The organism is Neoalteromonas facilis (genome assembly GCF_002807665.1).
Lineage (GTDB): Bacteria > Pseudomonadota > Gammaproteobacteria > Enterobacterales > Alteromonadaceae > Alteromonas_E > Alteromonas_E facilis.
Genome location: NZ_PEAY01000009.1, coordinates 38,501 through 61,559 on the forward strand (window position 1 = coordinate 38,501; position 23,059 = coordinate 61,559).

Consider the following 23,059-nt stretch of genomic DNA (forward strand, 5'->3'; position numbering starts at 1 on the left):
ATGCAACAACGCATTGTTATCGTCAATACAGGTTGCGCCAACATATCCTCGGTCAAATTCGCATTTGACCGACTTGGCGTACACGTTACGGTAAGTGACGACCACTCCATTATTCAAGCTGCAGATAAAGTGCTGTTACCGGGTGTCGGTAGTGCTAGTGCTGCTATGGCGAGTATTCAGTCTAAGCAATTAACCGAACCTTTACGCGCACTGACTCAGCCAGTACTGGGTGTGTGTCTGGGTATGCAATTGATGGTAAGTAGCTCAGAGGAAAGTCGAGAAGGCCGTACGGCGTGTTTAGATTTAATACCCGGCGAGGTTAAACGTATGCAGGTGGGCGAAAAACGCTTGCCGCATATGGGATGGAATTCGGTCACGCCAACGCATCAGCAAGACCTATTCAAGCATATCCCCAGCGGTAGTTTCTTTTATTTCGTACACAGTTACTGCGTGGAACCCTTTGCCCATACCCTGGCAACATGCGAATACGGCCAAACATTTTCTGCTGCGATCCAGAAAGACAACTTTTTCGGCGTGCAATTTCACCCAGAGCGTTCAGGTGATGCAGGCGCGCAGTTACTCAAGAATTTTGTGAGTTTATAATGATAATACCCGCCATAGACTTAATTGACGGTAAAGTGGTTAGACTTTACCAAGGTGACTACCAACAGAAAACCGATTACGCTTTCGATCCCGTTGACGTTGTGCATGACTATGCTGATCAGGGTGCAAAGTGGCTACATATCGTTGATTTAACCGGTGCGAAAGACACCAGCAAACGTCAACTACAATTGATCAAACGTATGGTCGACACGCAGCGCATGCAATTTCAAGCAGGTGGCGGCATACGCTCTGAAGCCGATGTTGAGCAGTTGCTTTCAATAGGAGTTTCGCGCGTTGTGATTGGTTCTTTAGCGGTCAAAGAGCCCGATTTAATGCGTGAATGGTTACAACGTTATGGTGGCGAACGTATTGTACTCGCCCTCGACATCAACATTGATAATAGCGGTAATAAACTGATTGCTACGCATGGATGGCAAGAAAACAGCGGTGTGGCGTTGGATGAGCTGCTCAATCAACTATTGGATGCGGGCGCAAAACACGTCTTATGTACCGATATCAGTCGAGACGGTACCTTGCAAGGTGCCAACCACCAGCTTTACAGCGAAATGAGCGCGCAGTTCCCTACCGTTCAGTGGCAAGCCTCGGGTGGCATCGGCTCATTAAGCGACATCGAAATACTCAAACCAACGGGCGTAAGTGGCGTTATTTTAGGCCGGGCTCTACTGGAAGGTAAGTTTACAGTTGAGGAGGCGATCCAATGCTGGCAAGGCGAATAATCCCCTGTTTAGACGTCAAAGACGGTTTGGTTGTTAAAGGCGTCCAGTTCCGCAATCATGAAATCATCGGTGATATTGTGCCGCTTGCGCAACGTTATGCAGAAGAAGGCGCAGACGAGCTGGTTTTCTATGACATTACCGCCTCCAGTGACCAGCGCGTGGTAGACAAAAGTTGGGTCAGTCGTATTGCTGAGGTCATAGACATTCCGTTTTGTGTTGCTGGTGGCATAAAGTCAATTGAAGATGCTGGTCGTATCTTAGAAATGGGGGCTGATAAAATTTCGATTAACTCCCCGGCTTTAAGTAACCCTGATTTAATTAATCAACTACACGATATCTTTGGCCAACAATGTGTGGTGATCGGCATTGACAGCTTTTTTAATCAAGAAAACGGCCTATACGAAGTCTACAAGTTCACGGGTGACGAATCGCGCACACAGCAGACTCACTGGCAAACGATCGATTGGATCAAGGAAGTACAATCCCGCGGTGCAGGCGAAATTGTGCTTAACTGTATGAACCAAGACGGCGTACGCAAAGGCTACGACATTGCTCAATTGAAAGCGGTGCGAGAAGCTTGTTCAGTCCCCTTGATAGCGTCGGGAGGCGCTGGTGAGATGCAGCACTTTGTCGATGCGTTTCTAGATGCAGATGTTGACGGTGCGTTGGCCGCCTCTGTTTTTCATAAGTCGATTATTGACATCAGTGAGTTAAAAGCCTTTCTGCGTGAGCAAGGTGTAACAATCCGACCAGACTTTCAACCCCAAGGATAAAGGTGCGAGATGAAAATAACCTCAACAAATAGCGAGAGTATCGCATGGGACAAAATGGATGGTTTAGTACCCGCCATAGTGCAAGACCGCACCAGTGGAAAAGTATTAATGCAAGGCTACATGAACCAAGATGCATTGGCGAAAACCTTTGAATCAGGATTAGTAACCTTTTTTAGCCGCTCCAAACAACGTTTATGGACGAAGGGAGAAAGCTCTAACAATACGCTGGGCTTGGTAGAGGTGCACGCCGATTGTGACAATGACTCCTTGCTCATATTGGCGGATCCCGCCGGACCCACTTGTCACAAAGGCACTGAAAGTTGTTGGGATAGTTGCCGCGCACCTGATGCCACTTTCTTAGCCGATCTTGAACGTGTGATTGCCTCACGCAAAGGTGCCGATCCGGGGTCGAGCTATACCGCATCCCTGTACAGTAAAGGTATCAAGCGCATTGCGCAAAAAGTGGGAGAAGAAGGCGTTGAAACCGCACTCGCAGCTACAGTTCACGATTTACATGAATTAAAAAACGAATCTGCTGATTTGTTGTATCACTTGCTGGTATTATTACAGGCATCAGAACTTAGCCTATCTGACGTCATTGCAGTATTGCGTGAGCGTCACAAGTCTCGGTAATAATTCACGTACATGACAATTCACTATATTCCACTAACGCCAGCGCACTTCTCCGCTGTAATAGCATTAGGCAATGAAGTACAAGGCGATAATTATCTCGATCCGGTGTCACTTCGCGCAATCTATGACAAGAGTTGGCACAACGATATAAATGCCAGCTTGGTTGCCGTTGCCTCGCGAGATCAGATCACCAACAATGAGTATGATCCTGAATGCATGGTAGAAGAGGGTCTGCTGGTTGGATTTCGACTCACATTCGCGGCCGACCAATGGGTCCCTGATGAATGGTGCTCTCCGGCACTTTGGCCGCTACCCACGGAAAAAGTGTGTTACTTCAAATGTAATACCGTGGATAGTCACTACCGTGGCCTTGGCATTGGCGCTACATTGCTTAAAAAATCCATTGAAAAAGCACAAGAACAAGGTGCTGAAGCTGGTATAGCGCATATATGGCTGGCCAGTCCCAACAACTCAGCGTTTGGCTACTTCAGCGCCTGTGGCGGGAAGTTAGTCAAAGAGCACCCTAACCGTTGGCAGCGGCTGGCACTTGAAGACGGATACGTATGCCCGGTATGCACTGAACTGTGTACCTGCACAGCCGCCGAAATGATTTTACCGTTTAGCTGATACAACAATGTACGATCCGTTAGTTAATAGTCTTCCTCCAAGTGAATATGTAAAACCGGATAGCTTTTGGGCTGATGGCTTCGAGCCCAGCCATTTTCCGCAACTGGAAGGCAACGTAGACACAGACGTCGCAATCATTGGTGGCGGATACACCGGCTTATCGGCTGCCTACCATTTAGCCAATCAATACGGTGTTAAATGCTGCATTGTAGAGGCTAATCAACCCGGATGGGGATGCAGTGGGCGAAATGGTGGATTTGTGTTACCCGGCTCTGGGCGACTCGGCGTAGAGCAATTGCGCAAGCGTTTTGGCCAGGCTATGAGCCAAACGTTATATGCCGAGTACTTGTCATCCATTGATAGCGTGGATCAACTCATCGAAGCAGGGATTGAATGTGACAAAGTACAAGGCGGTTACTTAAAAGTCGCGCATAGCGAAGGTGCGATGCAACAGCTACAAGCTCTTGCAGGCATGCTCTCTCAGCAATATAACAATGATATTGAGGTCGTCAATGCCGATGAGGTGCGCGAGCAATATCTTGCCGGCACATCCTCTCATGGTGGTATTTACTTTCCCAGCGCATTTGCAATCAACCCGTGGCGTTTATGCAAGGGCTTGGCGGGATTAGCCGAGAAAGCTGGCGCCAATATTTATGGGCATAGCCCGGTAAACAATGTGATCTCTGAGGCAAAACAACACCGACTGATTACGGCTAAGGGAGAGGTAAGGGCAAAGCATCTGATTGTGGCGAGCAATGCATATGGTCAACGGAAACTCATTCCTCAGCTTAAAGACCGTTTATTTCCAGTTCTGTCTTCCATCTTGGTAACCCCTCCGTTAACGGACGCACAAATTGCTGCTATTGGCATGAGCAAAGGGTTAATGGTGATGGATACGCGCCCAATGAAATACTATTACCGTTTACTACCCGACAATCGGTTACTGTTTGGCGGAAGAGGTGCGGTTTATGGAAAGGACGCTAACGAACAGGTCTACAAGGAAGGACTACTAAAAGGCCTACAAGACACTTTCCCAGCCCTTCGCGATGTCAGCATAGATAAATTTTGGAGTGGCTGGGTCGACATCTCGTTTGATGACTTTCCGCGCATATATCACCAGCAACAATCCCGTATATTGTATAGTGCAGGTTATTGTGGTTCTGGGCTAGCCTTCTCAATACATGCGGGTAAACGATTGACTCAATTATTGATGGCACCTGAAACACTTTCATCATTGCCTTTTTGGCAAACGCCACTAAAACGCTTCCCTTTTGCCTTTGCGAGACGCCCTGCACTGCAGTTTTATTACTGGTGGCAACAGCACAAGTAATGACCTTCATTACACCCAACCTAAACCGCTCTTAACCAATATAATGTTGACTCGAGCACGGGGTTGACCTGCAAACTACAAACCTCTTTGCATGAAACATGTGTTTACACAATTGCTCTGATTTTCATTGAGTTTCTCTCTACACTAACGGGGTTAGATGATGGGGAATGCTCGATGTCTGGATTAAAAACACTGGTAAGGCAAAACTATGGCTTTGCACTATTTTTAGTATTACTGTTTGCGTGCAGAAGTAGTATCGCTGACTGGTATCATGTACCGAGCGGATCGATGCTCCCCACAATCATTGAAGGTGACAGAATATTTGTCGAGAAAATGGCGTACAGACTCGATGTCCCTTTTTCAGATATTCCAATCATGCAATTTGGTACACCTCAACGCGGTGATATAGTTACGTTTGAATCCTCTGCCGCTAATGAGCGCTTGATTAAACGTATTATCGGTTTACCGGGTGATAAAGTGGCCATGTTAAACAATCAACTTTTTATTAACGGCCAACTACAACCTCAAGAAGGGCAAGGCACCGATCGCTTGGAACATTTATTTCAGCGAGAACATGCATTGAGAGTAACCGACTCGCCAAGCGAATTATCAAGCTTTCCTGTCGTTACCGTACCCGAAGGCCAATACCTCGTACTCGGCGATAATCGCAACCACAGTGCTGACTCTCGCGTGTATGGTTTCATTCCCCTTGAGGAAATCAGTGGGCGTGCCGTTTTGGTGATCACCTCATTGGATTTAGACAACTACTACCTGCCCCGAGCTGACCGTTGGTTTGCATCTTTGATGTAAGATTCAACGAGTATGATCACGTACAATGCTGAGGTTGATTGAGCGAATAACAAATCAGCCCGAGCTACGTCAATTACGCTAGCGTGAATTTACTGGCGTAATTGACCATCTTAAATATTCGGCATGTTCAATTAAGAAATGATATTACGCCGCCTGAGAAGCAGTGCGGCTCACAGTCGCACGAACGGCATGTAGCATGAGTTGCTGTCGCTTATCCAAAAGCTGTTCTTGGTCAGCTCTTGAGCGCGCCCAGTTAAATTTTTCAGTTAAACGATTGAAGTCGCTGACTATCGAGTCACCAAACTCAGCACCTCGATATTGTTTCCCTAATGCTTCGGCGCTAACCAAGCGTTGTTTAGGTAGTAATTTATAGCCCGCAAAGTAACGTTGATAGTTCATGATATACCCTCTCTCTCACAAAGATATATCGCCAAATACTGAAAAAACTTAATGACTTTCTATTCAATACTGGTCCACCGGATCTCTAACTCCCAATTCAACAGAGATTAAAATTCATTAATTTCAATGGGTTGAATTTTTTTTGAAAAATAACCTTGAAATAATATGGATGGAACATACATCTTAATTGTCGATGCTCAAGAGAGGTCGATACAACCGCCGCCGATTACCGGGGCACATTTTTTAAACATATTGCTTTATTTTAAGGATATGAACATGCGTAATATAGATCTATCTCCACTTTACCGTTCTTTCATTGGTTCTGACCACTTAGCGTCATTAGTCGACGCAGCGACCCGCGCAGAAAAACAAAGCGGCTATCCCCCCTATAATATTGAACTGGTTGGTGACGATAAATACCGAATCACGATGGCTGTTGCTGGCTTTAGCAAAGACGATGTGGTCATTGAAGTACAAGACAATTCACTGTCGGTGACAGGCAACAAAGAAGCAAAATCTGAAGAACGAAAGTTCCTGCATAAGGGCATTTCAGAAAGAAATTTTGAGCGTAAATTCCAATTAGGCGACCATGTTAAGGTACTCGCTGCAGACATGGAAAACGGCCTACTGCATATCGATTTAGAACGGGTTATTCCTGAAGCGAAAAAACCCCGTAAAATAGAGATTGGCAGTCAGTTGCTAGAAAATAGATAAGCAACTAACGTAAATAAACTCCCTGTTAACGAAAAACGGCGCCAAATGGCGCCGTTTTTTCATCTCTTCATATTCAGAAATATAGCCATACCAAATTAAATGCACTCAACAGAACAATGGCTGCAAAGGTCGATAACATGCCCACTACACGTTGCCAACTGGCACCAATATGATGCCGTAAACCATATGCATGTGTTAAACGTCCGAACAATAGCGCAACACATGCAATGTGTACCACTAAGTCAAAATCGGTATTAATTTCTAAACACAGTGCCAATATCAATGTTATCGGCACATACTCTGCAAAGTTGCCGTGCGCTCTAGACAGCTGCTGCAAGGACGCATCACCGCCATCACCCAGACTTACTTTTGCAGAACGCCGCGCACTGATCACCAATGCAGATAAATACAGGTAGCAAACTGCCAACAAGCTGGCATAAAAACCAGTAATTTCTATCGCGGCGTTATCCATCATTAGCCCAACATATCAGCTAATTGGTGACTTACCGCACTAACAGCTTGGGTACCATCAATTTTATGATATTGGCATTTGCCGCCAGCTGCTGCTGTCTGGTAGAAGTCCACAAGTGGCTTAGTTTGCTCATGATAGACCGCTAAACGTTTACGTACCGTTTCCTCTTTGTCATCATCGCGAATAACAAGATCTTCACCCGTCACATCATCCTTGCCGTCAGCCTTAGGCGGATTGTACTCCACATGGTACACACGACCCGATGCAGGATGAACTCGACGGCCACTCATGCGGTCTACGATGACATCGTCAGCCACATCAAATTCAATAACGTGATCAACCACAATGCCACCGCTTTCCATTGCTTCAGCTTGCGGAATAGTGCGAGGGAATCCATCTAATAGAAAGCCATTCTCGCAATCCGCTTGCGCGACACGCTCTTTAACTAAGCCAATGATGATATCGTCAGATACTAATTGGCCTGCATCCATTACCTTTTTAGCAGCAAGGCCTAATTCGGTACCTGCTTTAATGGCTGCGCGCAACATGTCGCCAGTGCTAATTTGAGGGATGTTATATCGACCCATTAGGAATTGGGCTTGTGTGCCTTTTCCGGCGCCAGGTGCGCCCAAAAGTATGATCCGCATTGTGCGTTCTCCGCTGATTTTTATTTTCTGCCAGCACTTTACACATTCAGCCTCATACTGACAAGGCAAAGCCCCGTATTATCGACCTGCATTAGACTAATTGATGATATTGGCAGCAATAAAATCAACGTGAAAAATGTTAAATGTTAACTCCAATTTATAAAACAACTTTTATTTCATTAAGTTAGTAAATGTTCTTTATTTTTTTAAGCCATATAGAAAAAGCGAGCTATAAAGCCCGCTTTTCATGTAACTAACTATGCTAAAAATAGCGCTATTTTGATAGGCTCATTAGCAAGCTGTTCAATTTACGCACAAATGAAGAAGGGTCTTCCAAACTGCCTTGCTCTGACAGCGCAGCCTGATCAAAGAGTACTTCAGCCCACTGTTTGAATGCGTCTTCATCCTGTATATCTGCTACATGTTGAATCAACTGATGTTCAGGGTTGATTTCAAAATGATATTTCACCTCAGGGACCGGCTGGCCAGCCGCCTGCATCAGCTTCATCATCTGTGTTGTCATACCGTTGTCGTCGGCAACAATAACCGCAGGTGAATCAGTGAGTCGGTGGGTATACTTAACTTCAAGTACTTTATCACCTAGAGCTGCTTTAAGACGTTCGTTAACACCTTCCACCTGCTTTTCAGCTTCTTCTTGCGCCTTTTTGCTTTCTTCATCATCTAGATTTGATAAATCAACATCAGCACGCGCAATAGACTGCAGCGATTTCTCTTTGTAATCGGTCAAATGCGACATCAACCACTCGTCAATACGCTCTGACAACAACAGCACTTCGATACCCTTCTTACGGAAGATTTCTAAGTGAGGGCTGTTTTTAGCAGCTTGATAACTATCAGCGGTCACATAATAGATCTTATCTTGACCTTCCTTCATACGCTCAATGTAATCATCCAGTGATACTGACTGCTCATTGCTATCATTGTGCGTAGAGGCAAAGCGCAATAAACCGGCTATTTTTTCGCGGTTTGCGAAATCTTCAGCAGGCCCTTCTTTCAACACATTGCCGAATTCAGCCCAAAACTTTTTATAATCTTCTGCAGAATTCTTAGCCATCCGCTCTAACATCTGCAACACACGTTTAGTACAACCTTGGCGTAGGGCCTGAGATACTTTGTTATCTTGTAGGATCTCTCGCGATACGTTGAGCGGTAAATCGTTGCTATCCAACAAACCTTTTACAAAGCGTAAATAAGTCGGCATAAATTGCTCAGCGTCGTCCATGATGAACACACGTTGGACATACAATTTCAAACCGTGCTTGTGGTCACGATTCCACAGATCAAAAGGCGCTTTACTTGGGATATACAACAAACTGGTGTATTCCGTTTTACCCTCTACTCGATTGTGAGCCCACGTTAGTGGGTCAGCAAAATCATGAGATACGTGCTTATAGAACTCTTTGTATTCATCATCTGAAATCTCAGATTTGTCGCGAGTCCACAGCGCTGTTGCTTTGTTTACCGCTTCCCACTGGCCCGGTTCAGCCGGTATTTTCTCACCGTCAGGCCCTTCACGTTCGTCAACAGGATCTTTCCACATCAGAACAGGTATGCTGATGTGATCGGAATACTTGCCTACGATTGAACGAAGTTTCCAGTTATCAACGAATTCCTTTTCATCTTCACGCACATGCAGGACAATTTCAGTACCACGCGTGGTCTTTTCGATATCCGCAATGGTAAATTCACCTTCACCTTCAGATGTCCATTCAACACCTCGGGCCGCGTCTTCACCCGCAGCTCGCGTACGTACGATAACTTTATCGGCAACGATGAAAGCTGAATAGAACCCGACACCAAACTGACCAATCAGTTTAGAATCTTTGGCTTGGTCGCCAGTTAACTTACTAAAGAAATCTTTTGTACCCGATTTAGCAATTGTACCTAAATTCTCTATGACTTCATCGCGCGTCATGCCGATGCCGTTATCTGAAATGGTGATAGTACCGGCGTCTTGATCAACACTCAGTTTAACGTTCAGATCACCATCATCTTCATAGAGTTTGTCATCAGACAATGCTTTAAAGCGCAATTTATCTGCAGCATCGGCTGCGTTAGATACTAACTCTCTTAAAAATATTTCTTTATTTGAATACAGTGAATGGATCATCAACTGAAGCAATTGTTTTACTTCAGTTTGGAAACCATGAGTCTCTTGATGTGTCGCCTGCGACATAAGACCTCTTCTCCTTTAACGTGCTAATACAACGCCAGTAGACAAGACTGGCAAAGCTAATCTATAACATTGCCAGAGGTAAGGTCTTTTAAACGGATTTCAAGTTTGAATGGAAATTTTTGTGACAGTTAAAGTGCTTTTCTACCACTTAAGGCGTGCCCCAGAGTGTTGCCATCAATATATTCCAGCTCACCACCAACCGGTACTCCATGAGCTATGCGCGTGGCACTAATCGAACGCTTGCGACACATATCGGCAATATAGTGTGCGGTTGCCTCACCTTCTACCGTAGGGTTAGTCGCTAATATAATTTCAGTGATGTCACCCTTGTCCAACTGTGCGGCTAGCAAATCTAAGCCAATATCTTCAGGACCTATGCCATCGAGTGGTGAAAGGTGCCCCATCAACACAAAGTATCGCCCACTAAATTGAGCCGTTTGCTCAATCGCAAACACATCCTGAGGCGCTTCTACGACGCATATAGTATCAGCACTGCCTCTACTGGGATGAGCACAAATATCACAACGTTCTTTTTCAGTGAACGTGCGGCACTGGCTGCAATGCGCAATATGCTCCATCGCATCGTGTAGCACTTGACTCAATCGCAGAGCTCCATCTCTGTTTCGCTCTAACAAGCTAAATGCCATGCGCTGGGCACTCTTAGACCCTACACCGGGTAAGACTCGCAGCGCATCAATCAATTCGCTTAGTAATGGACTAAATTGAGTAGGCATAGTACGTCAGGGCAATTAAAATGGCATCTTCATGCCCGGAGGCATTTGCATTCCCCCCGTGATCGATGACATTTTTTCTTGTGTTGTGGTTTGTACACGACGAACGGCATCATTGATCGCGGCTGCAACCAAATCTTCCAACATATCCTTATCATCATCCATCAATGATGGATCCACTTCGACTCGACGTACGTTGTGATTGCACGTCATGGTCACTTTAACCATACCAGCACCTGACTCGCCGGTTACTTCAATCGATTGAAGCTCTTCTTGCGCTTTTTGCATTTTTTCCTGCATTTGCTGCGCTTGCTTCATGATATTACCCATGCCACCTTTAAACATGTATAACTCCTAAATTATTGCGGCTTGATACTGTCTTCCAGTACTTTGCCATTGAATGTTTGAATTAAATGTTGAATTGACTCATCAGCATCTACGGTCTGACGAGCATGAACTTGACGCATATCATCAATGCGTTGCTGTATGGAAAATGGCGTTTGTTTGCCCTCACCTACAGTGATATTTAACTCTACTGATTGACCTAAGCAATTCGACATTGTTTGCTTGAGGGTTTTTACTATTCCCTCATTTAATAAATGCTCTTGCGCGGTATCCAGTAGCAAGTTCACTGTATTACCGACGTAGCTATATTCTGCATGAATTGCCACTTGCTTAACCAGTCCACCCAACCCCATATCATCAATCATGGCCGCCCAGCTATCTATCTGAGCTGCAGTAACGAGTTTACTGCCATTGGGTAAGACAGGTGTAAGGTCACTGACCGATTGAACAGGCTCTATCGCAGACTGAGCGTCTAGCGCTCCCTCTGAAATTAGGTCATTTTCTTTAGCAGCCTCAGTAGCAGAGACGTGAGCGACGGGTTGGGCTGAATAATCATCTATTGGCGCGTGTGATTGAGCACTATGCTGTACGCTATTGTCTAATTCTGAAGCCGCTTGCGCCGGTTGAATATCGTGTGTCGACGCTTCGTTGTGCACAACTTGGGGATCTGGTTCTACTGCCTGACGAGTCTCTGTAGCTTCTTGCGATTGAACTGATGCAACTAGCTCATTTTCTTGCTCTACTTTCGTGAACTGCGTTTGCGCGGCAGGAGTCTCTGCTATTGTGTCGGCATGTGTTTGAGTTTGTTCTACCGTTTCCGGCTCAACGGACTTTTTTGTCGGTGGTTGCTCCTCACTCGACAAAGACTGCGCCATGCGTTGTTGCATTTCCAACATAGCTTTAGTTCGCGCTAGGTTTGCATCATCTTCGCTTGCGGGTGCATGTGAGCTGGTTGTCTCGGCTTCTCTGTATTGGTCAGCTTGTTCCTCAATCGCAGCTTGCTGCGCCAATAGCTCTGCATGACCATCATCACCAAAATCATCTTGGGGAGGAGGTTGCTGAATCGAAGTAGTGGCTTGTTCTACTGGTTCAGCTGGTTGTACTGGAAGTTCTACCGATTGCTCTGAAGTCGTAATTTGCTCATTCGATACTGGCTGAACTGCATGGCTGCTGTTCTCTGTGCTTTGCGGTGGCTCTTGAATGATAGACTCAAGACTAGAAAGACTAGCTTTGGGCGAAAAGGCAAGCATTCGCAGCAATACCATTTCTACCCCTGAGCGTGGATCAGGCGCAAAACTCAGCGACTTTAGTCCGTCCACACCAATTTGGTACAGCAACTGCACATGTTCTGGTGTAAAGCTTTTCGCCAACTGATAAATAACCTTGGCGTGATTAGTGTCCAAACGACAAGCGTCTGGTACCAACTGAGTCAGCGCAACTTGGTGTAATGTTGCATTCAGTTCACTTAGCACTTGCGCAAAATCTGGGGCCTGCTGACTCAACTCTTCAACTAGCGTCATCACAGCGTTAGCATCGTTGCCAGCCAAACTTTGCGCTAAGCGCAATACTTGATTGCGGTCCAGTAAACCTAACATGCTAACAACGGTTTGTTGTGTAACTGAATTGTTGCCTTGTGCGATCGCTTGATCGGTTAAGCTCAGTGCGTCACGCATACTGCCTTGCGCGGCACGAGCAATTAAGTTCAATGCAGGGCTTTCAAACGCAATACTTTCTTGACTCAGCACATGCTCCAGCTGTTGAGTAATTTGCTCACGAGATAGCGCTTTCAAATTAAACTGTAAACAACGGGACAATATGGTGATCGGTAATTTTTGCGGGTCCGTCGTCGCCAGAAGAAACTTCACATGCGGAGGAGGCTCTTCCAGTGTTTTCAGCAAAGCATTAAAACTATGCTTAGACAACATGTGCACTTCGTCGATCAAGTACACTTTATAGTCACCGCGAGTAGGACGATATTGAACGTTGTCTAACAACTCGCGCGTATCTTCAACCTTGGTGCGAGAAGCCGCATCTATCTCTAGCAAATCAACAAAACGACCTTGCTCAATATCTTGGCACGTATTGCATTTTCCACACGGATTAGCGCCCTGCCCCTGCTCACAATTCAAGCTTTTCGCAAAGATGCGCGCAATAGTAGTCTTGCCCACTCCCCGCGTACCCGTAAACAGATAAGCATGGTGTAATCGGTTATTGTCTAACGCATTGGAGATTGCAGACACAACATGCTCTTGCCCAACGAGTTGAGAAAAAACCTGAGGTCGCCATTTGCGAGCAAGAACTTGATAGCCCATTAAGTATTATTCGCCTTCAAATTCACACAACGTAAACGCTTTGATACCGTGATCAGCCAGGCGTTTCTCACCACCAATATCAGGTAGAGAAATAACAAATCCGGCATGTTCCACAATACCGCCTAAGCGCTTGATTAGATTTGCCGTTGCGATCATGGTACCGCCTGTCGCCAGGAGATCATCAATCATCAAGACTCGTTCCCCAGGTTTTACGGCGTCGCTGTGTATTTCCAACGTATCCATGCCATATTCTAGTTCATAGCTTTCAGACACGACATCTCTGGGTAGTTTGCCTGGCTTGCGAACCGGAATAAAACCAATTCCCAATTCTATTGCCAGTGGAGCACCGAATAAAAAGCCTCTGGCTTCCGTTCCCGCCACTTTGTCAAACTTCATCGGACCGAAGTGCTCTACCATCAGCGATAAACAACTCGAAAATGCAGTATGATCTTCAAGTACGCTGGTGACATCCCTAAATTGGATCCCTGGTTTTGGATAATCAGGGATCGTTTTTACAACAGATTTTATATATTCAGTAGTCACAACAATTACTAACGGCTAAAGAAAAAAACAAACCAACCCAACACGATATGCATCAGAGGTAAAGCCACGAGAGTCGCTACAGCAGCGAAAAAGTACCACCAATTGAATACTTCTTTGAATTCAGAATGATCAGCCATTTAAAACACCAATATTGAGTCTTTAAAAACAGCCGCAAATGGTACTGTAATGTCGAGAAAAATGACAGAGAAAATCACGTATGGGGGTGAAGCTGAATATCTTTAATGCAGGTTACAACCCTATAATTGTCTTACTCGCAAAGTCTTGCAAGATCTCCAGTGTAGCTCTTTCTAACTGTTCATAGGGTAGATCGGGTAAAAGTTGCGTCATATGTTGGGCAACCGCTTTTACCTTTACCGGTGAAACATTCTCAATATGATTCAGCAATGCGGCTGTGGCCTGATTAAGCACACTAAATTCGACCTTATCATCTTGATTTCTATACACAACAATGAATGTAGCATCACCGGGCTCTGTTGGTTGATAGTCTGGTGAAATCTGATGAACGGGATACTGATAGCTAACCAAAGACGCTACGGGGGACATCACCACTTCGCTTTCAGGCTGCAATGGTTGTTCAATCAAATGTGGAGCCTCACCTTTACGCACAGAGATGTCCAGTTCAAGCCATTCGTAGTGAGCTAATTCAGCCGCGAATACTGGTTCACTGGGTAAAGCTTCATGTTCATTGGCCAAATACTCGACAAACTCCTTACTGATATCAACAAACAACGGCGAGCGGCATTGATGATGGATAAAAAAAGAGCGCGTCAGATCTAACCAAGCTTGCCCAGAATACAATGATTTTAAAACCGGAAACGCGGAGTCAACAAAACCCGACACATTGTTGAAAAACAACTCTCGGTATACTTTTAAGCGGCGATCTTCAACACCATAATCAAACGGTTGAACATTCGGATCTCTTATGTGAGAGGCAAATGCGTGTTGGATTTGCTGGAAATCTTTCATGCTGTTTGTGTACTCTGAATTTGTTGTTCATTTTCACGTTGAATTCGCTTAATCATGTCAACTTCATTTAGTAATACATCGAGTGCTGGAATATTAAAATCACGCTCTAACAATGTTGGGAAAACCCCATGCTCTTGATAAGCCAGACGCAATAAATTCCATACTTCCTCTTTTACATCTGAACCGTGCGTGTCCACTTTTAAATCGTCTGCTTCATCGTAATGCCCCGCTATATGGCCGTACACGATTTTTCCTGTTGGCATCGCTCGGATAAATTCGGACGCGGAGTAGCCATGGTTAATACTGTTCACATAGACATTATTAACATCGAGTAGCAATTCGCAGCCTGACCTCTCCAGAATCTGCTGAGTAAATTCTATTTCGCTCATTTGCTGACCCGGAGCAGCATAGTAGGACACATTCTCCAAAATAAGTGCATGCCCTAAAATATCCTGTACTTGCTGTATGCGCTCTACCACATGGTCAACTGCCGAGGGAGTAAAAGGAATAGGCATTAGGTCATACATATGCCCTTGGTTTGAACAATAACTTAGGTGTTCACTGTAATACTGAATGTCATGCTCTATCAGAAACTGTTTTACTTGCTTAACAAAATTCACATCGAGCGGATCAGAGCTGCCAATAGATAAAGACAATCCATGGGTTGTAAACGTATGACGACGCGTCAATGTTTGCAGTTTTCGTTGGTAGCTACCGCCAAAACTCAGCCAGTTTTCCGGCGCTATTTCCCAGAAATCCACCGCTAAATCTTTCGCCTCTAGTACGTCATCTAACATCTCTCGACGTAAGCCTAACCCAGCGCCAGTTAGCTTTCCCATTATATCCTCGCTCAGCGTAATTATTTTTTAAAGCTAAAAAAGCCGGCGTTAAACCGGCTTATTTCTATGCGTTCAGCTGATTAAGCTTGGCCACCACATTTGCCTTCGCCACACTTACCTTCTTTCTTGGCTTTGTCGCCGCCACATTTGCCTTCGCCGCACTTGCCTTCTTTCTTGGCTTTGTCGCCGCCACATTTACCTTCGCCGCACTTGCCTTCTTTCTTGGCTTTGTCGCCGCCACATTTGCCTTCGCCGCACTTGCCTTCTTTCTTGGCTTTGTCGCCGCCACATTTACCTTCGCCGCACTTGCCTTCTTTCTTGGCTTTGTCGCCGCCACATTTACCTTCGCCGCACTTGCCTTCTTTCTTGGCTTTGTCGCCGCCACATTTACCTTCGCCACACTTGCCTTCAGCCGCGAATGTCATGTAACCAGAATCTAAATGTTCAGCACCGAATGGAGTTGCATTGGCTTGCAGACTCACAGTAGATAGTGAGCCAATTACAACAGCACCCAGTGCAGTTGCGATAGTGGTTTTCTTAACTTGTTTCATAATATCTTCCTTTAGGGTTGTGAGTCTTCATGCTTGTACCGCACGTACACATGTAGACCCTATTGGCTAAAAAATCATTTCATTTTTTTCTTTATTTTAACCAATAAATTATAATTCTTTGTAATTTAAAGGTTTTATTATACGGAATCATTCGAACGCTGAGAACTTGCTGTTAGCACTTCTTCATTGGGCTCGTATCGGACTTTCTGTCCTTCACGTAATCGTTCTGCCCCTCGAATGACAACAGGCAATGTGTCGCTAACATCCCCAAAAACTTCGATACGATTATATTGCCCAATGCCAGTTCGTACTGCAATACGACGTACTTGGTTTTCTTCATCTACCTGAAAAATGTAGGTCCCCGTTTTCCGCAATACTAACGCGTCTCTTGGGACGGTTAACCCTTGGTGAGCATTACTGTGTGGTAAGGCGACTCGAACCGCACTTCCAATTGCATACGACTGTGGATCTAATGCCACACGCACTTCCATCAGGCGAGAACGAGCATCTCCAACAGGTACGATGGCTCTAATAGGCTGCTGAGCACTGTTGCTTTGCTGTTCAATTGAAACCAATGTGCCGGCTTGCAAATACGGCAGAGTAGTCAATGGTGCCCTTACACTTACTTCGATGTTTTGGGTATCGACTATACGCAAGAGGTTTTGGCCAGTAGCAGTGTATTCACCCGGCGATTGTATGCGCTCTACAATCATGGCTGTAAAAGGCGCTTTCACATGACTCTGGTCAATTTGATATTGCACGATATCCCTATCATATTTTGCTTGCGCTAATTCTTGCCTCGCCATTTCTAACTCGATACTGACATCATCTAATTGGTCCTTAGATGTATTGTTTAACGCTGCCATTTGACTAAACCGAGCAACCTTTCGTGTTAACAAATCGACTCTAGCTTGCCATTTTTCTATCGCGACCTCATGCTGCCCTTTAACCAACTGTAATCTTGTATCATCAAGGCTGGCGAGAATGTCACCTTGTTGCACTATATCGCCAACATCAGCCAACCAATGGATACGGCCTGCAACCTCAGATGCGATATTGGCGTCTATGCGACTCACCACCGTGCCAGGCATCCATACCTGCTCTGAAATTGATTCTGATTTAACGCTTTCCACCTCGACCAACGACGGTGGCGGCTCTGTTTGCTGCGCGAGAGCGGCAGAAGAAGTCAGCAATAAACAGAGGACAATCTTGCTATTTAAGTGAGAAAAAATATTCATCGTTCGTGTCCTTTAAGATTAAAATTTGTTTTCGAATTTGTTCAATTTAGCCGCCGACAACTGACCTGTTCCGGGCGCTATTGCTCGTTTTTGTTTTCCCCAGCTAAACTCAATCTGTAACAACGTGGGTAGTAGCACGAGTGTAAATAAAGTACTGACTAACATACCGCCTACAATTACCGCTGCTAAGCCCCTATAAATCACGCTCCCAGCGCCTGGCATCAACAACAAGGGCAACATGCCGAAAATAGAGGTTAAGGTACTCATGAAAATGGGTCTTAATCTAAGCAAAAGAGATTGCTTAACGGCTTCGCGTCGCGTGAGGCCCTCGCGCTCCCCACACCGAGTTTGGTGGACTAATAAGATCGCGTTATTAACCACTAACCCCAGCAAAATGATAAAGCCAATCATGGTCAATAGATCTAAAGATTGGAAACTGACGAGATTCAGTAATCGGATTGCAATAACACCACCAACGGTTGCTAACGGGATCGAGAGCACAACCAAAATGCTATCTTTTAACGATTTAAACAGACCTGCCATTAACACTAAAAGCAGCCCCATGGCGAAAGCAAAATTCTGACTCATGGTAGTGATTGCCTGCTTCAAACTGTCAGCACTACCACCGTAAGCAATGTTGCCATCAGACGGCATCGTCGCAAGAAGTTGTGGCTCAACTTTTTCTTCGATAATCGCCATCGCTTCTTCCAACGTCATTTCATCCGGTGGATTTACACTTAAGGTCAGCGTACGTTTACGATCGATCCGTTGTATTTGGCTTGGACCTACTGCGCGATCTATATCGACGAGTTCACCCAGTGGCACTACTTCCCCGCTAGGCGTCATCATCGGCGTGGTAGCCAGGGCTTCTGGCGTATCCCAATCTTGCGAACGCAGAATAATATTCATACGTTTAACACCATCGAAATATTCGCCCACGTAGACACCATCTCCCATAGCGCGAACTAGATTGGCCACTCGCGAACGGTCAAAGCCAACTTCCATAATACGTGCATCTTTCGGAAAGAATTGCAATTCAGGTTCAGCTTGTTCAAGTGACGGATTTGCCCGAACATTCGCATTGGGAAATGCTTCCCGCAGCAAATCCATTCCCCGCTGAGCCGCTATTGCAAGACCATCCTGATCGGTAGCTTGCAAACGTAAATCTATTGAACGGCCATTACCAAAACCACCAAATAGATTTCCCTGCATTGCGAATGCTTGCGTATCTGGAAGATCTTTTAATATTTCATCTCGTACCAATGTCTCCAACACTTTTACCTGAGACTGGTCTTGTGCACGGACGCCCAGCGTTCCGCCATTCCCCCAAACGATAATGTAGTAATTTTTCAGCGCTGGCTCTTTAACACCATCCATGTAGGGCTGCAAACGAGACACCACAAGCGACAAGACTTCGTCTTCGACAAATGCTTCACTTGCGCCGGCTGGAAAGTTAAAGAAAGCATCAACTGCATCTCGTTTTACCGGTGGTAAATAGTCCAGTTTAGGCACTAATAGCACGGTAGCGACCAAAGGTAGTGCCATTAGAACGCTAGCAGCAACTAACCGTTTAGTTTGAGTTGACGAAAGGCGCATGATCCCATTCGCCATACGCTCCCACAATTTTGAGTGCCTATCATCGGGCAGAGCTTTATGCAAAAAGCGGTTCGCAATAACCGGCAATACACTCACGGCGACGACAAACGAAATAGACACTGCAATTGCAATCGTGAGTGCAAGATCTGCAAATAACTGCCCTTCGACATCACTTAAAAACATCACTGGGATAAAAATTGCGACCGTTGTAGCGGTAGACGCCATTAGTGCTCCGAATACTTGACTGGTCGCAATTGTGGCTGCATCTTCCGCTGAGTGCCCTTTGCTCCGTTGTCTAACGATATTTTCGAGTACTACAATTGCAGCATCGAGTACCATACCAACGGCGAAAGCCAAACCCGCCAGCGAAATAACGTTTAATGAGCGCCCCGTAATTTGTAACACTATGAAAGTACTCAATAGCGATATTGGTATTGTTAACGCGACGATCAAGGTTGCACGCATTTGACGCATGAACCACCACAGGATGCCAATCGCTAACAACACGCCAATAAATAAGTTGCTCGTCACCAAATTGATTGCACGATAAATAAACACCGAAGCATCAAATGACTGAACCATAGTTAACTGCTGAGGGTGCAACTGCGTTGTGTTTATTTCTTCTACTTTGGCCTTAACCGCTTCTAACGTAGTCAGTAGATTCGCACCATTTTCTCGGTCAATGCGAATAGATATTGCCGGATTGCCATTTTGAACACTGTAATTTGACCCGTCTGCTCGTTGTATTCTGATTTCTGCAATATCAGCTAAAGTAACGGGACTGCCATTTCGCCACTCTAGGATCATTTGTCCCATATCTTGTGGTGAATAGCGCCCCTCAAAACGCAAGGTATAACGGCGTCGGCCAACATCAACAAAACCACCAGAAACATCATTAGACGATCCCAGTGCCCGCGTTATATTCGTCAAATCAATGCCCAATTCTGCTGCTAGGAACGGGTCAAAGACAATTTGAAACTCTTGCGGTCCACCAATCCCACTTTGCATCTGTGCACGAGACACCCCGGGAATTGATTCGAGTTCAGGCCGAATCTCGTCTTCAAAGTATGTTAAATAACTATCCACATTACCGTCGTTACCGGGTAATTTCTGTAGAAAGTAATACGTTAACGCCGCATTGTCTCCGCCAAATCCCCCCATCATAATGTTGGGTGACATTGCGTCTCGCGGTAATGGCGGAACTCGATTCATGCGACTAATCACATCAATTAGGGTTTGTTGCATATCTGTGTTGAGGTCAAATTCCAGATTGATCCACGCCATACCCTGATTCGCCCAAGCGGACATGTTGTGCAACCCAGGGATCCCCTGCAAAACTTCTTCCTGAGGTTCTAAAATTTCGGATTCAATTTCTTGCGGAGACGCCGCGCGCCAAAACGTCTGTATCGAGATCCGAGGCCTTTCAATATCTGGGAAAAGCTGAATAGGTAAGTTGAAAAGGCTATAAACGCCAATAAGGCTAAGAATCGCAACAACAATCGCAACGCCAGACGCGTTTTTGATCGCTGATTTGGTGATATCCATGGGAAGATCCCGAACAAGTTAGGTGCATTAACTATAAGTCGAGGTGAGTCTTTAAAAAGTTTAAAGCCATGGAAACGATATTAAACACGCCAGAATCACAATATGTTTCAAAGTATTTCAACAGTGCGCTCAATTACCGCTAGCTACTCTATATTCATCGCTTAATCGCAATTGTCACCGATTCGTTTAGATAAGGCATGCGTATCTACCGAAGGGCTAAAACAGAGAACTAGAGGGAAGAATGTGCCGCTACCAATGATAAAGTGAAACGAGTCATTTGTAACAAGTGTAAGGAGAAAGCTATTGATTGAGTGATTGGAAATCGCTCATTCATAGTGAAAAACACACTACCCGTAATAGCATTTAAACTATTTTTGTCTGCGTATAGCTTCTCTTCTGCTACGGCTAAGAAGACCTTAAATATCAGCCTTATAACCAATCCTAAACCCGCCCCAATGCCGGCCATCCACAAATATGGGAGCAGATAAATCGTGCATCACTTCCCCCGTATCGCGCTTGTATGTTTGTAGAAGGAAAGGTTCTTGATTAGAGCCACAACGAGCACCAGTACGATCATCAAAAATACGTTTAGTTCTGTTATTGATAATATCGACGTCAAAGTTCCCTGTGAGCGGTTGAGAAAACTTTTTATTGTGTGTGGGGAAATACCCGTTTCTATCGACAGCGCCTGCGTAAATTATAAAATCGTGGTCCAATAAAATCTGTTCTTGAATGTCTGGTAAAGATTTATCGGTAAAATCATCGAACCTTGTTTTATATTTTTTAGGATCTGTATTGGGAATTGCTTGATACTTTTCATCAAACAGATCAACAACTTTTATCTCACCTTGCTTCAACGCGTTTTCAAACAGATCCTGTATTTTTTTACACGCGGTAATGGCCACACTTTTTACCAACATATGCCTGGATTTAATCTCGTAGTGACCCAAGTCGCGAAATATTGCTTCGGTCATATTGCTGACATGCAACGCTCTTTTACTTACTTCACTCAGATCATCTTGGCGTGACATAACATCATTTGCCAATGCTGCAATAATATTGGAAATCTCTGAATTAGCTTGCTTTGCACTATGGAACATTCCATTCAGCGTACTCATAGACTCCATAGCGTGATTCAGATTGGTTGCCGATACTTGCAACGTATCTCGGGTATCCGCCATTCGGGCATCCATTTCACTGCCTGCGTCAGCGACATCTGTAATTAACTTAACGGACTGTTGACTGTGGACTGAAATTTCGCTCAAAACACCGCTAATATTTTCCGTAGCGTCTTTGGTGCGCTTGGCTAAATTCCTGACCTCATCTGCAACGACAGCGAAGCCCTTACCCATTTCACCAGCCCTTGCGGCTTCTATTGCGGCATTAAGCGCAAGCATATTTGTTTGTTCAGACAAATTATTTATGGTTGAAACAATCTCTGTAATCGCTGACGCATTTTTACTCAGCGAACCGAGCGTCTCACTTGTTTGTGCTATTTTTTCTTGAAGCTGTGCCTGATATTTGTTCATCTCACTTAGCTGCGTCAATGACTGTTCAGATTCAGTTACGGAGCTCGCTACAATGTCCACTGTTTGTTGACTTAAATTATCGACCTGAGCATTCGTCTCTTCTAACGTTTTTATACGCAGTTCGATTTCTGAAGTACTCTGTGCCTGCTTTTTAAACAAAGAGGCTAATCCATCTATAAAATGTGAGAGACCTGCCGCACCTATGGCAATTTGACTGGATTGGTTTTCAATACGCGCTAAAGGCTCGATAACATCAAGGTTACGGTTTTGTTGATCTCGGGTTGAGATTACAGTGGAAGACTGAACAGCCGTCGTTTTTTGAAAAAAATATAATGAAGTAAAGACTACTAGTGTTACGCCAACATTTAACCACACACTCGTGAATAATAATGCCGATAAAATAACCGCTATAGCCGCCCCCAAATAGGCAATTAATAAGGGCATGCTGACTCCTATTTGTAAAACACTTATATTTTGTAATTTTCTACGCTTTAAGATAGACCAAAAATTCACTTCTCACCAACATACACACTCTTCTCGATTAGGTGAACAAAACCACTCAGTATCGGAGGCAACAACATAGATTAGATAGGTCTGTAAGCATGTATGTGAATTGCAAAATAGTAAGTGTTAACGTTAATAAAAATCACACAGGACGACGCGTACATTGGAAATAAAAGTCGCAATGAAAACGCTGTATTTGAAAGGACTAATAGGCGTCTAACGGAACGATGTTGCAACGTTAGTTGCCGCCAAAAGTAAAAAAGCCCTTCTCTTACGAGAAGGGCTTTTTAGAATTGGGAGTCTGGCGATGTGCTACTCTCACATGGGGAAACCCCACACTACCATCGCCGCTAACGTGTTTCACTTCTGAGTTCGGAATGGATTCAGGTGGTGCCAC

The 23,059-nt window shown here is 44.9% G+C and carries 23 protein-coding genes and 1 rRNA gene; 8 read left to right on the plus strand and 16 right to left on the minus strand.

Features of this window, described 5'->3' with window-relative positions:
• From hisH to lepB, 7 genes are all read left to right on the plus strand, one after another.
• Positions 1 to 603, plus strand: a complete 603-nt coding sequence (gene hisH, locus CSH93_RS17330; RefSeq protein WP_100644632.1) for an imidazole glycerol phosphate synthase subunit HisH — start codon at positions 1 to 3, stop codon at positions 601 to 603.
• A complete protein-coding gene (gene hisA, locus CSH93_RS17335) occupies positions 603 to 1,340 on the plus strand; it encodes a 1-(5-phosphoribosyl)-5-[(5-phosphoribosylamino)methylideneamino]imidazole-4-carboxamide isomerase (RefSeq protein ID WP_100644633.1) in 738 nt (245 codons plus the stop codon). The genes hisH and hisA overlap by 1 nt, the downstream gene beginning before the upstream one ends.
• Entirely contained in the window at positions 1,322 to 2,113 is a 792-nt protein-coding gene (gene hisF / locus CSH93_RS17340; protein ID WP_100644634.1) for an imidazole glycerol phosphate synthase subunit HisF, read from the plus strand. The genes hisA and hisF overlap by 19 nt, the downstream gene beginning before the upstream one ends.
• 9 nt (positions 2,114 to 2,122) lie before the next feature.
• Positions 2,123 to 2,746 carry a bifunctional phosphoribosyl-AMP cyclohydrolase/phosphoribosyl-ATP diphosphatase HisIE gene (gene hisIE / locus CSH93_RS17345; RefSeq protein WP_100644635.1) on the plus strand — a complete coding sequence of 208 codons (624 nt, stop codon included), beginning with the start codon at positions 2,123 to 2,125 and terminating at the stop codon, positions 2,744 to 2,746.
• Positions 2,747 to 2,758: 12 nt separating this feature from the next.
• Entirely contained in the window at positions 2,759 to 3,373 is a 615-nt protein-coding gene (locus CSH93_RS17350; RefSeq protein WP_100644636.1) for a GNAT family N-acetyltransferase, read from the plus strand.
• A 7-nt stretch (positions 3,374 to 3,380) separates the two neighbouring features.
• Positions 3,381 to 4,703: an NAD(P)/FAD-dependent oxidoreductase gene (locus tag CSH93_RS17355; protein WP_100644637.1), complete on the plus strand. Its 1,323-nt coding sequence runs from the start codon at positions 3,381 to 3,383 to the stop codon at positions 4,701 to 4,703.
• Positions 4,704 to 4,877: 174 nt separating this feature from the next.
• Positions 4,878 to 5,513, plus strand: coding sequence for a signal peptidase I (lepB, locus tag CSH93_RS17360; RefSeq protein WP_100644638.1), 636 nt, complete (start codon positions 4,878 to 4,880; stop codon positions 5,511 to 5,513).
• Positions 5,514 to 5,657: 144 nt separating this feature from the next.
• On the opposite strand, the gene CSH93_RS17365 is transcribed toward lepB, so the two are convergent.
• On the minus strand, positions 5,658 to 5,912 hold the full coding sequence (locus tag CSH93_RS17365) for a hypothetical protein (RefSeq protein ID WP_100644639.1): 255 nt from the start codon (positions 5,910 to 5,912) through the stop codon (positions 5,658 to 5,660).
• A gap of 276 nt (positions 5,913 to 6,188) precedes the next feature.
• Between CSH93_RS17365 and CSH93_RS17370 the strand changes: the two genes are divergently transcribed.
• Complete coding sequence (locus CSH93_RS17370; protein WP_100644640.1) at positions 6,189 to 6,626, plus strand: Hsp20 family protein; 438 nt, start codon at positions 6,189 to 6,191, stop codon at positions 6,624 to 6,626.
• Positions 6,627 to 6,699: 73 nt separating this feature from the next.
• Here CSH93_RS17370 and CSH93_RS17375 read toward each other — a convergent pair whose 3' ends face one another.
• From CSH93_RS17375 to rrf, 15 genes are all read right to left on the minus strand, one after another.
• On the minus strand, positions 6,700 to 7,101 hold the full coding sequence (locus CSH93_RS17375; RefSeq protein ID WP_240615650.1) for an MAPEG family protein: 402 nt from the start codon (positions 7,099 to 7,101) through the stop codon (positions 6,700 to 6,702).
• Positions 7,101 to 7,745: an adenylate kinase gene (adk, locus tag CSH93_RS17380; protein ID WP_100644642.1), complete on the minus strand. Its 645-nt coding sequence runs from the start codon at positions 7,743 to 7,745 to the stop codon at positions 7,101 to 7,103. Before adk ends, CSH93_RS17375 begins: the two co-directional genes overlap by 1 nt.
• A 274-nt stretch (positions 7,746 to 8,019) precedes the next feature.
• Positions 8,020 to 9,942 carry a molecular chaperone HtpG gene (gene htpG, locus CSH93_RS17385; RefSeq protein WP_100644643.1) on the minus strand — a complete coding sequence of 641 codons (1,923 nt, stop codon included), beginning with the start codon at positions 9,940 to 9,942 and terminating at the stop codon, positions 8,020 to 8,022.
• Positions 9,943 to 10,070: 128 nt separating this feature from the next.
• Complete coding sequence (recR, locus tag CSH93_RS17390; RefSeq protein WP_100644644.1) at positions 10,071 to 10,676, minus strand: recombination mediator RecR; 606 nt, start codon at positions 10,674 to 10,676, stop codon at positions 10,071 to 10,073.
• 15 nt (positions 10,677 to 10,691) lie between these two features.
• Positions 10,692 to 11,018 carry a YbaB/EbfC family nucleoid-associated protein gene (locus CSH93_RS17395; RefSeq protein WP_100644645.1) on the minus strand — a complete coding sequence of 109 codons (327 nt, stop codon included), beginning with the start codon at positions 11,016 to 11,018 and terminating at the stop codon, positions 10,692 to 10,694.
• Positions 11,019 to 11,032: 14 nt separating this feature from the next.
• A complete protein-coding gene (gene dnaX, locus CSH93_RS17400) occupies positions 11,033 to 13,330 on the minus strand; it encodes a DNA polymerase III subunit gamma/tau (RefSeq protein WP_100644646.1) in 2,298 nt (765 codons plus the stop codon).
• A 6-nt stretch (positions 13,331 to 13,336) separates the two neighbouring features.
• Positions 13,337 to 13,873, minus strand: coding sequence for an adenine phosphoribosyltransferase (apt, locus tag CSH93_RS17405; RefSeq protein ID WP_100644647.1), 537 nt, complete (start codon positions 13,871 to 13,873; stop codon positions 13,337 to 13,339).
• Positions 13,874 to 13,881: 8 nt separating this feature from the next.
• Positions 13,882 to 14,010 carry a hypothetical protein gene (locus CSH93_RS18235; protein ID WP_276307713.1) on the minus strand — a complete coding sequence of 43 codons (129 nt, stop codon included), beginning with the start codon at positions 14,008 to 14,010 and terminating at the stop codon, positions 13,882 to 13,884.
• 112 nt (positions 14,011 to 14,122) lie between these two features.
• Positions 14,123 to 14,860: an HvfC family RiPP maturation protein gene (locus CSH93_RS17410; RefSeq protein ID WP_100644648.1), complete on the minus strand. Its 738-nt coding sequence runs from the start codon at positions 14,858 to 14,860 to the stop codon at positions 14,123 to 14,125.
• Positions 14,857 to 15,699, minus strand: coding sequence for an HvfB family MNIO-type RiPP peptide maturase (locus CSH93_RS17415; protein ID WP_205663389.1), 843 nt, complete (start codon positions 15,697 to 15,699; stop codon positions 14,857 to 14,859). Before CSH93_RS17415 ends, CSH93_RS17410 begins: the two co-directional genes overlap by 4 nt.
• Positions 15,700 to 15,779: 80 nt before the next feature.
• Positions 15,780 to 16,250: an HvfA family oxazolone/thioamide-modified RiPP metallophore gene (locus CSH93_RS17420; RefSeq protein WP_100644650.1), complete on the minus strand. Its 471-nt coding sequence runs from the start codon at positions 16,248 to 16,250 to the stop codon at positions 15,780 to 15,782.
• Between the two features lie 137 nt (positions 16,251 to 16,387).
• Positions 16,388 to 17,488, minus strand: a complete 1,101-nt coding sequence (locus CSH93_RS17425) for an efflux RND transporter periplasmic adaptor subunit (protein ID WP_100644651.1) — start codon at positions 17,486 to 17,488, stop codon at positions 16,388 to 16,390.
• An 18-nt stretch (positions 17,489 to 17,506) separates the two neighbouring features.
• Positions 17,507 to 20,629 (minus strand): efflux RND transporter permease subunit, encoded by a 3,123-nt coding sequence (locus tag CSH93_RS17430; RefSeq protein ID WP_100644652.1) that lies wholly within the window; start codon positions 20,627 to 20,629, stop codon positions 17,507 to 17,509.
• A 416-nt stretch (positions 20,630 to 21,045) separates the two neighbouring features.
• Positions 21,046 to 22,602 carry a methyl-accepting chemotaxis protein gene (locus tag CSH93_RS17435; RefSeq protein ID WP_100644653.1) on the minus strand — a complete coding sequence of 519 codons (1,557 nt, stop codon included), beginning with the start codon at positions 22,600 to 22,602 and terminating at the stop codon, positions 21,046 to 21,048.
• Between the two features lie 359 nt (positions 22,603 to 22,961).
• A 5S ribosomal RNA gene (rrf, locus tag CSH93_RS17440) occupies positions 22,962 to 23,059 on the minus strand; the annotation flags it as partial.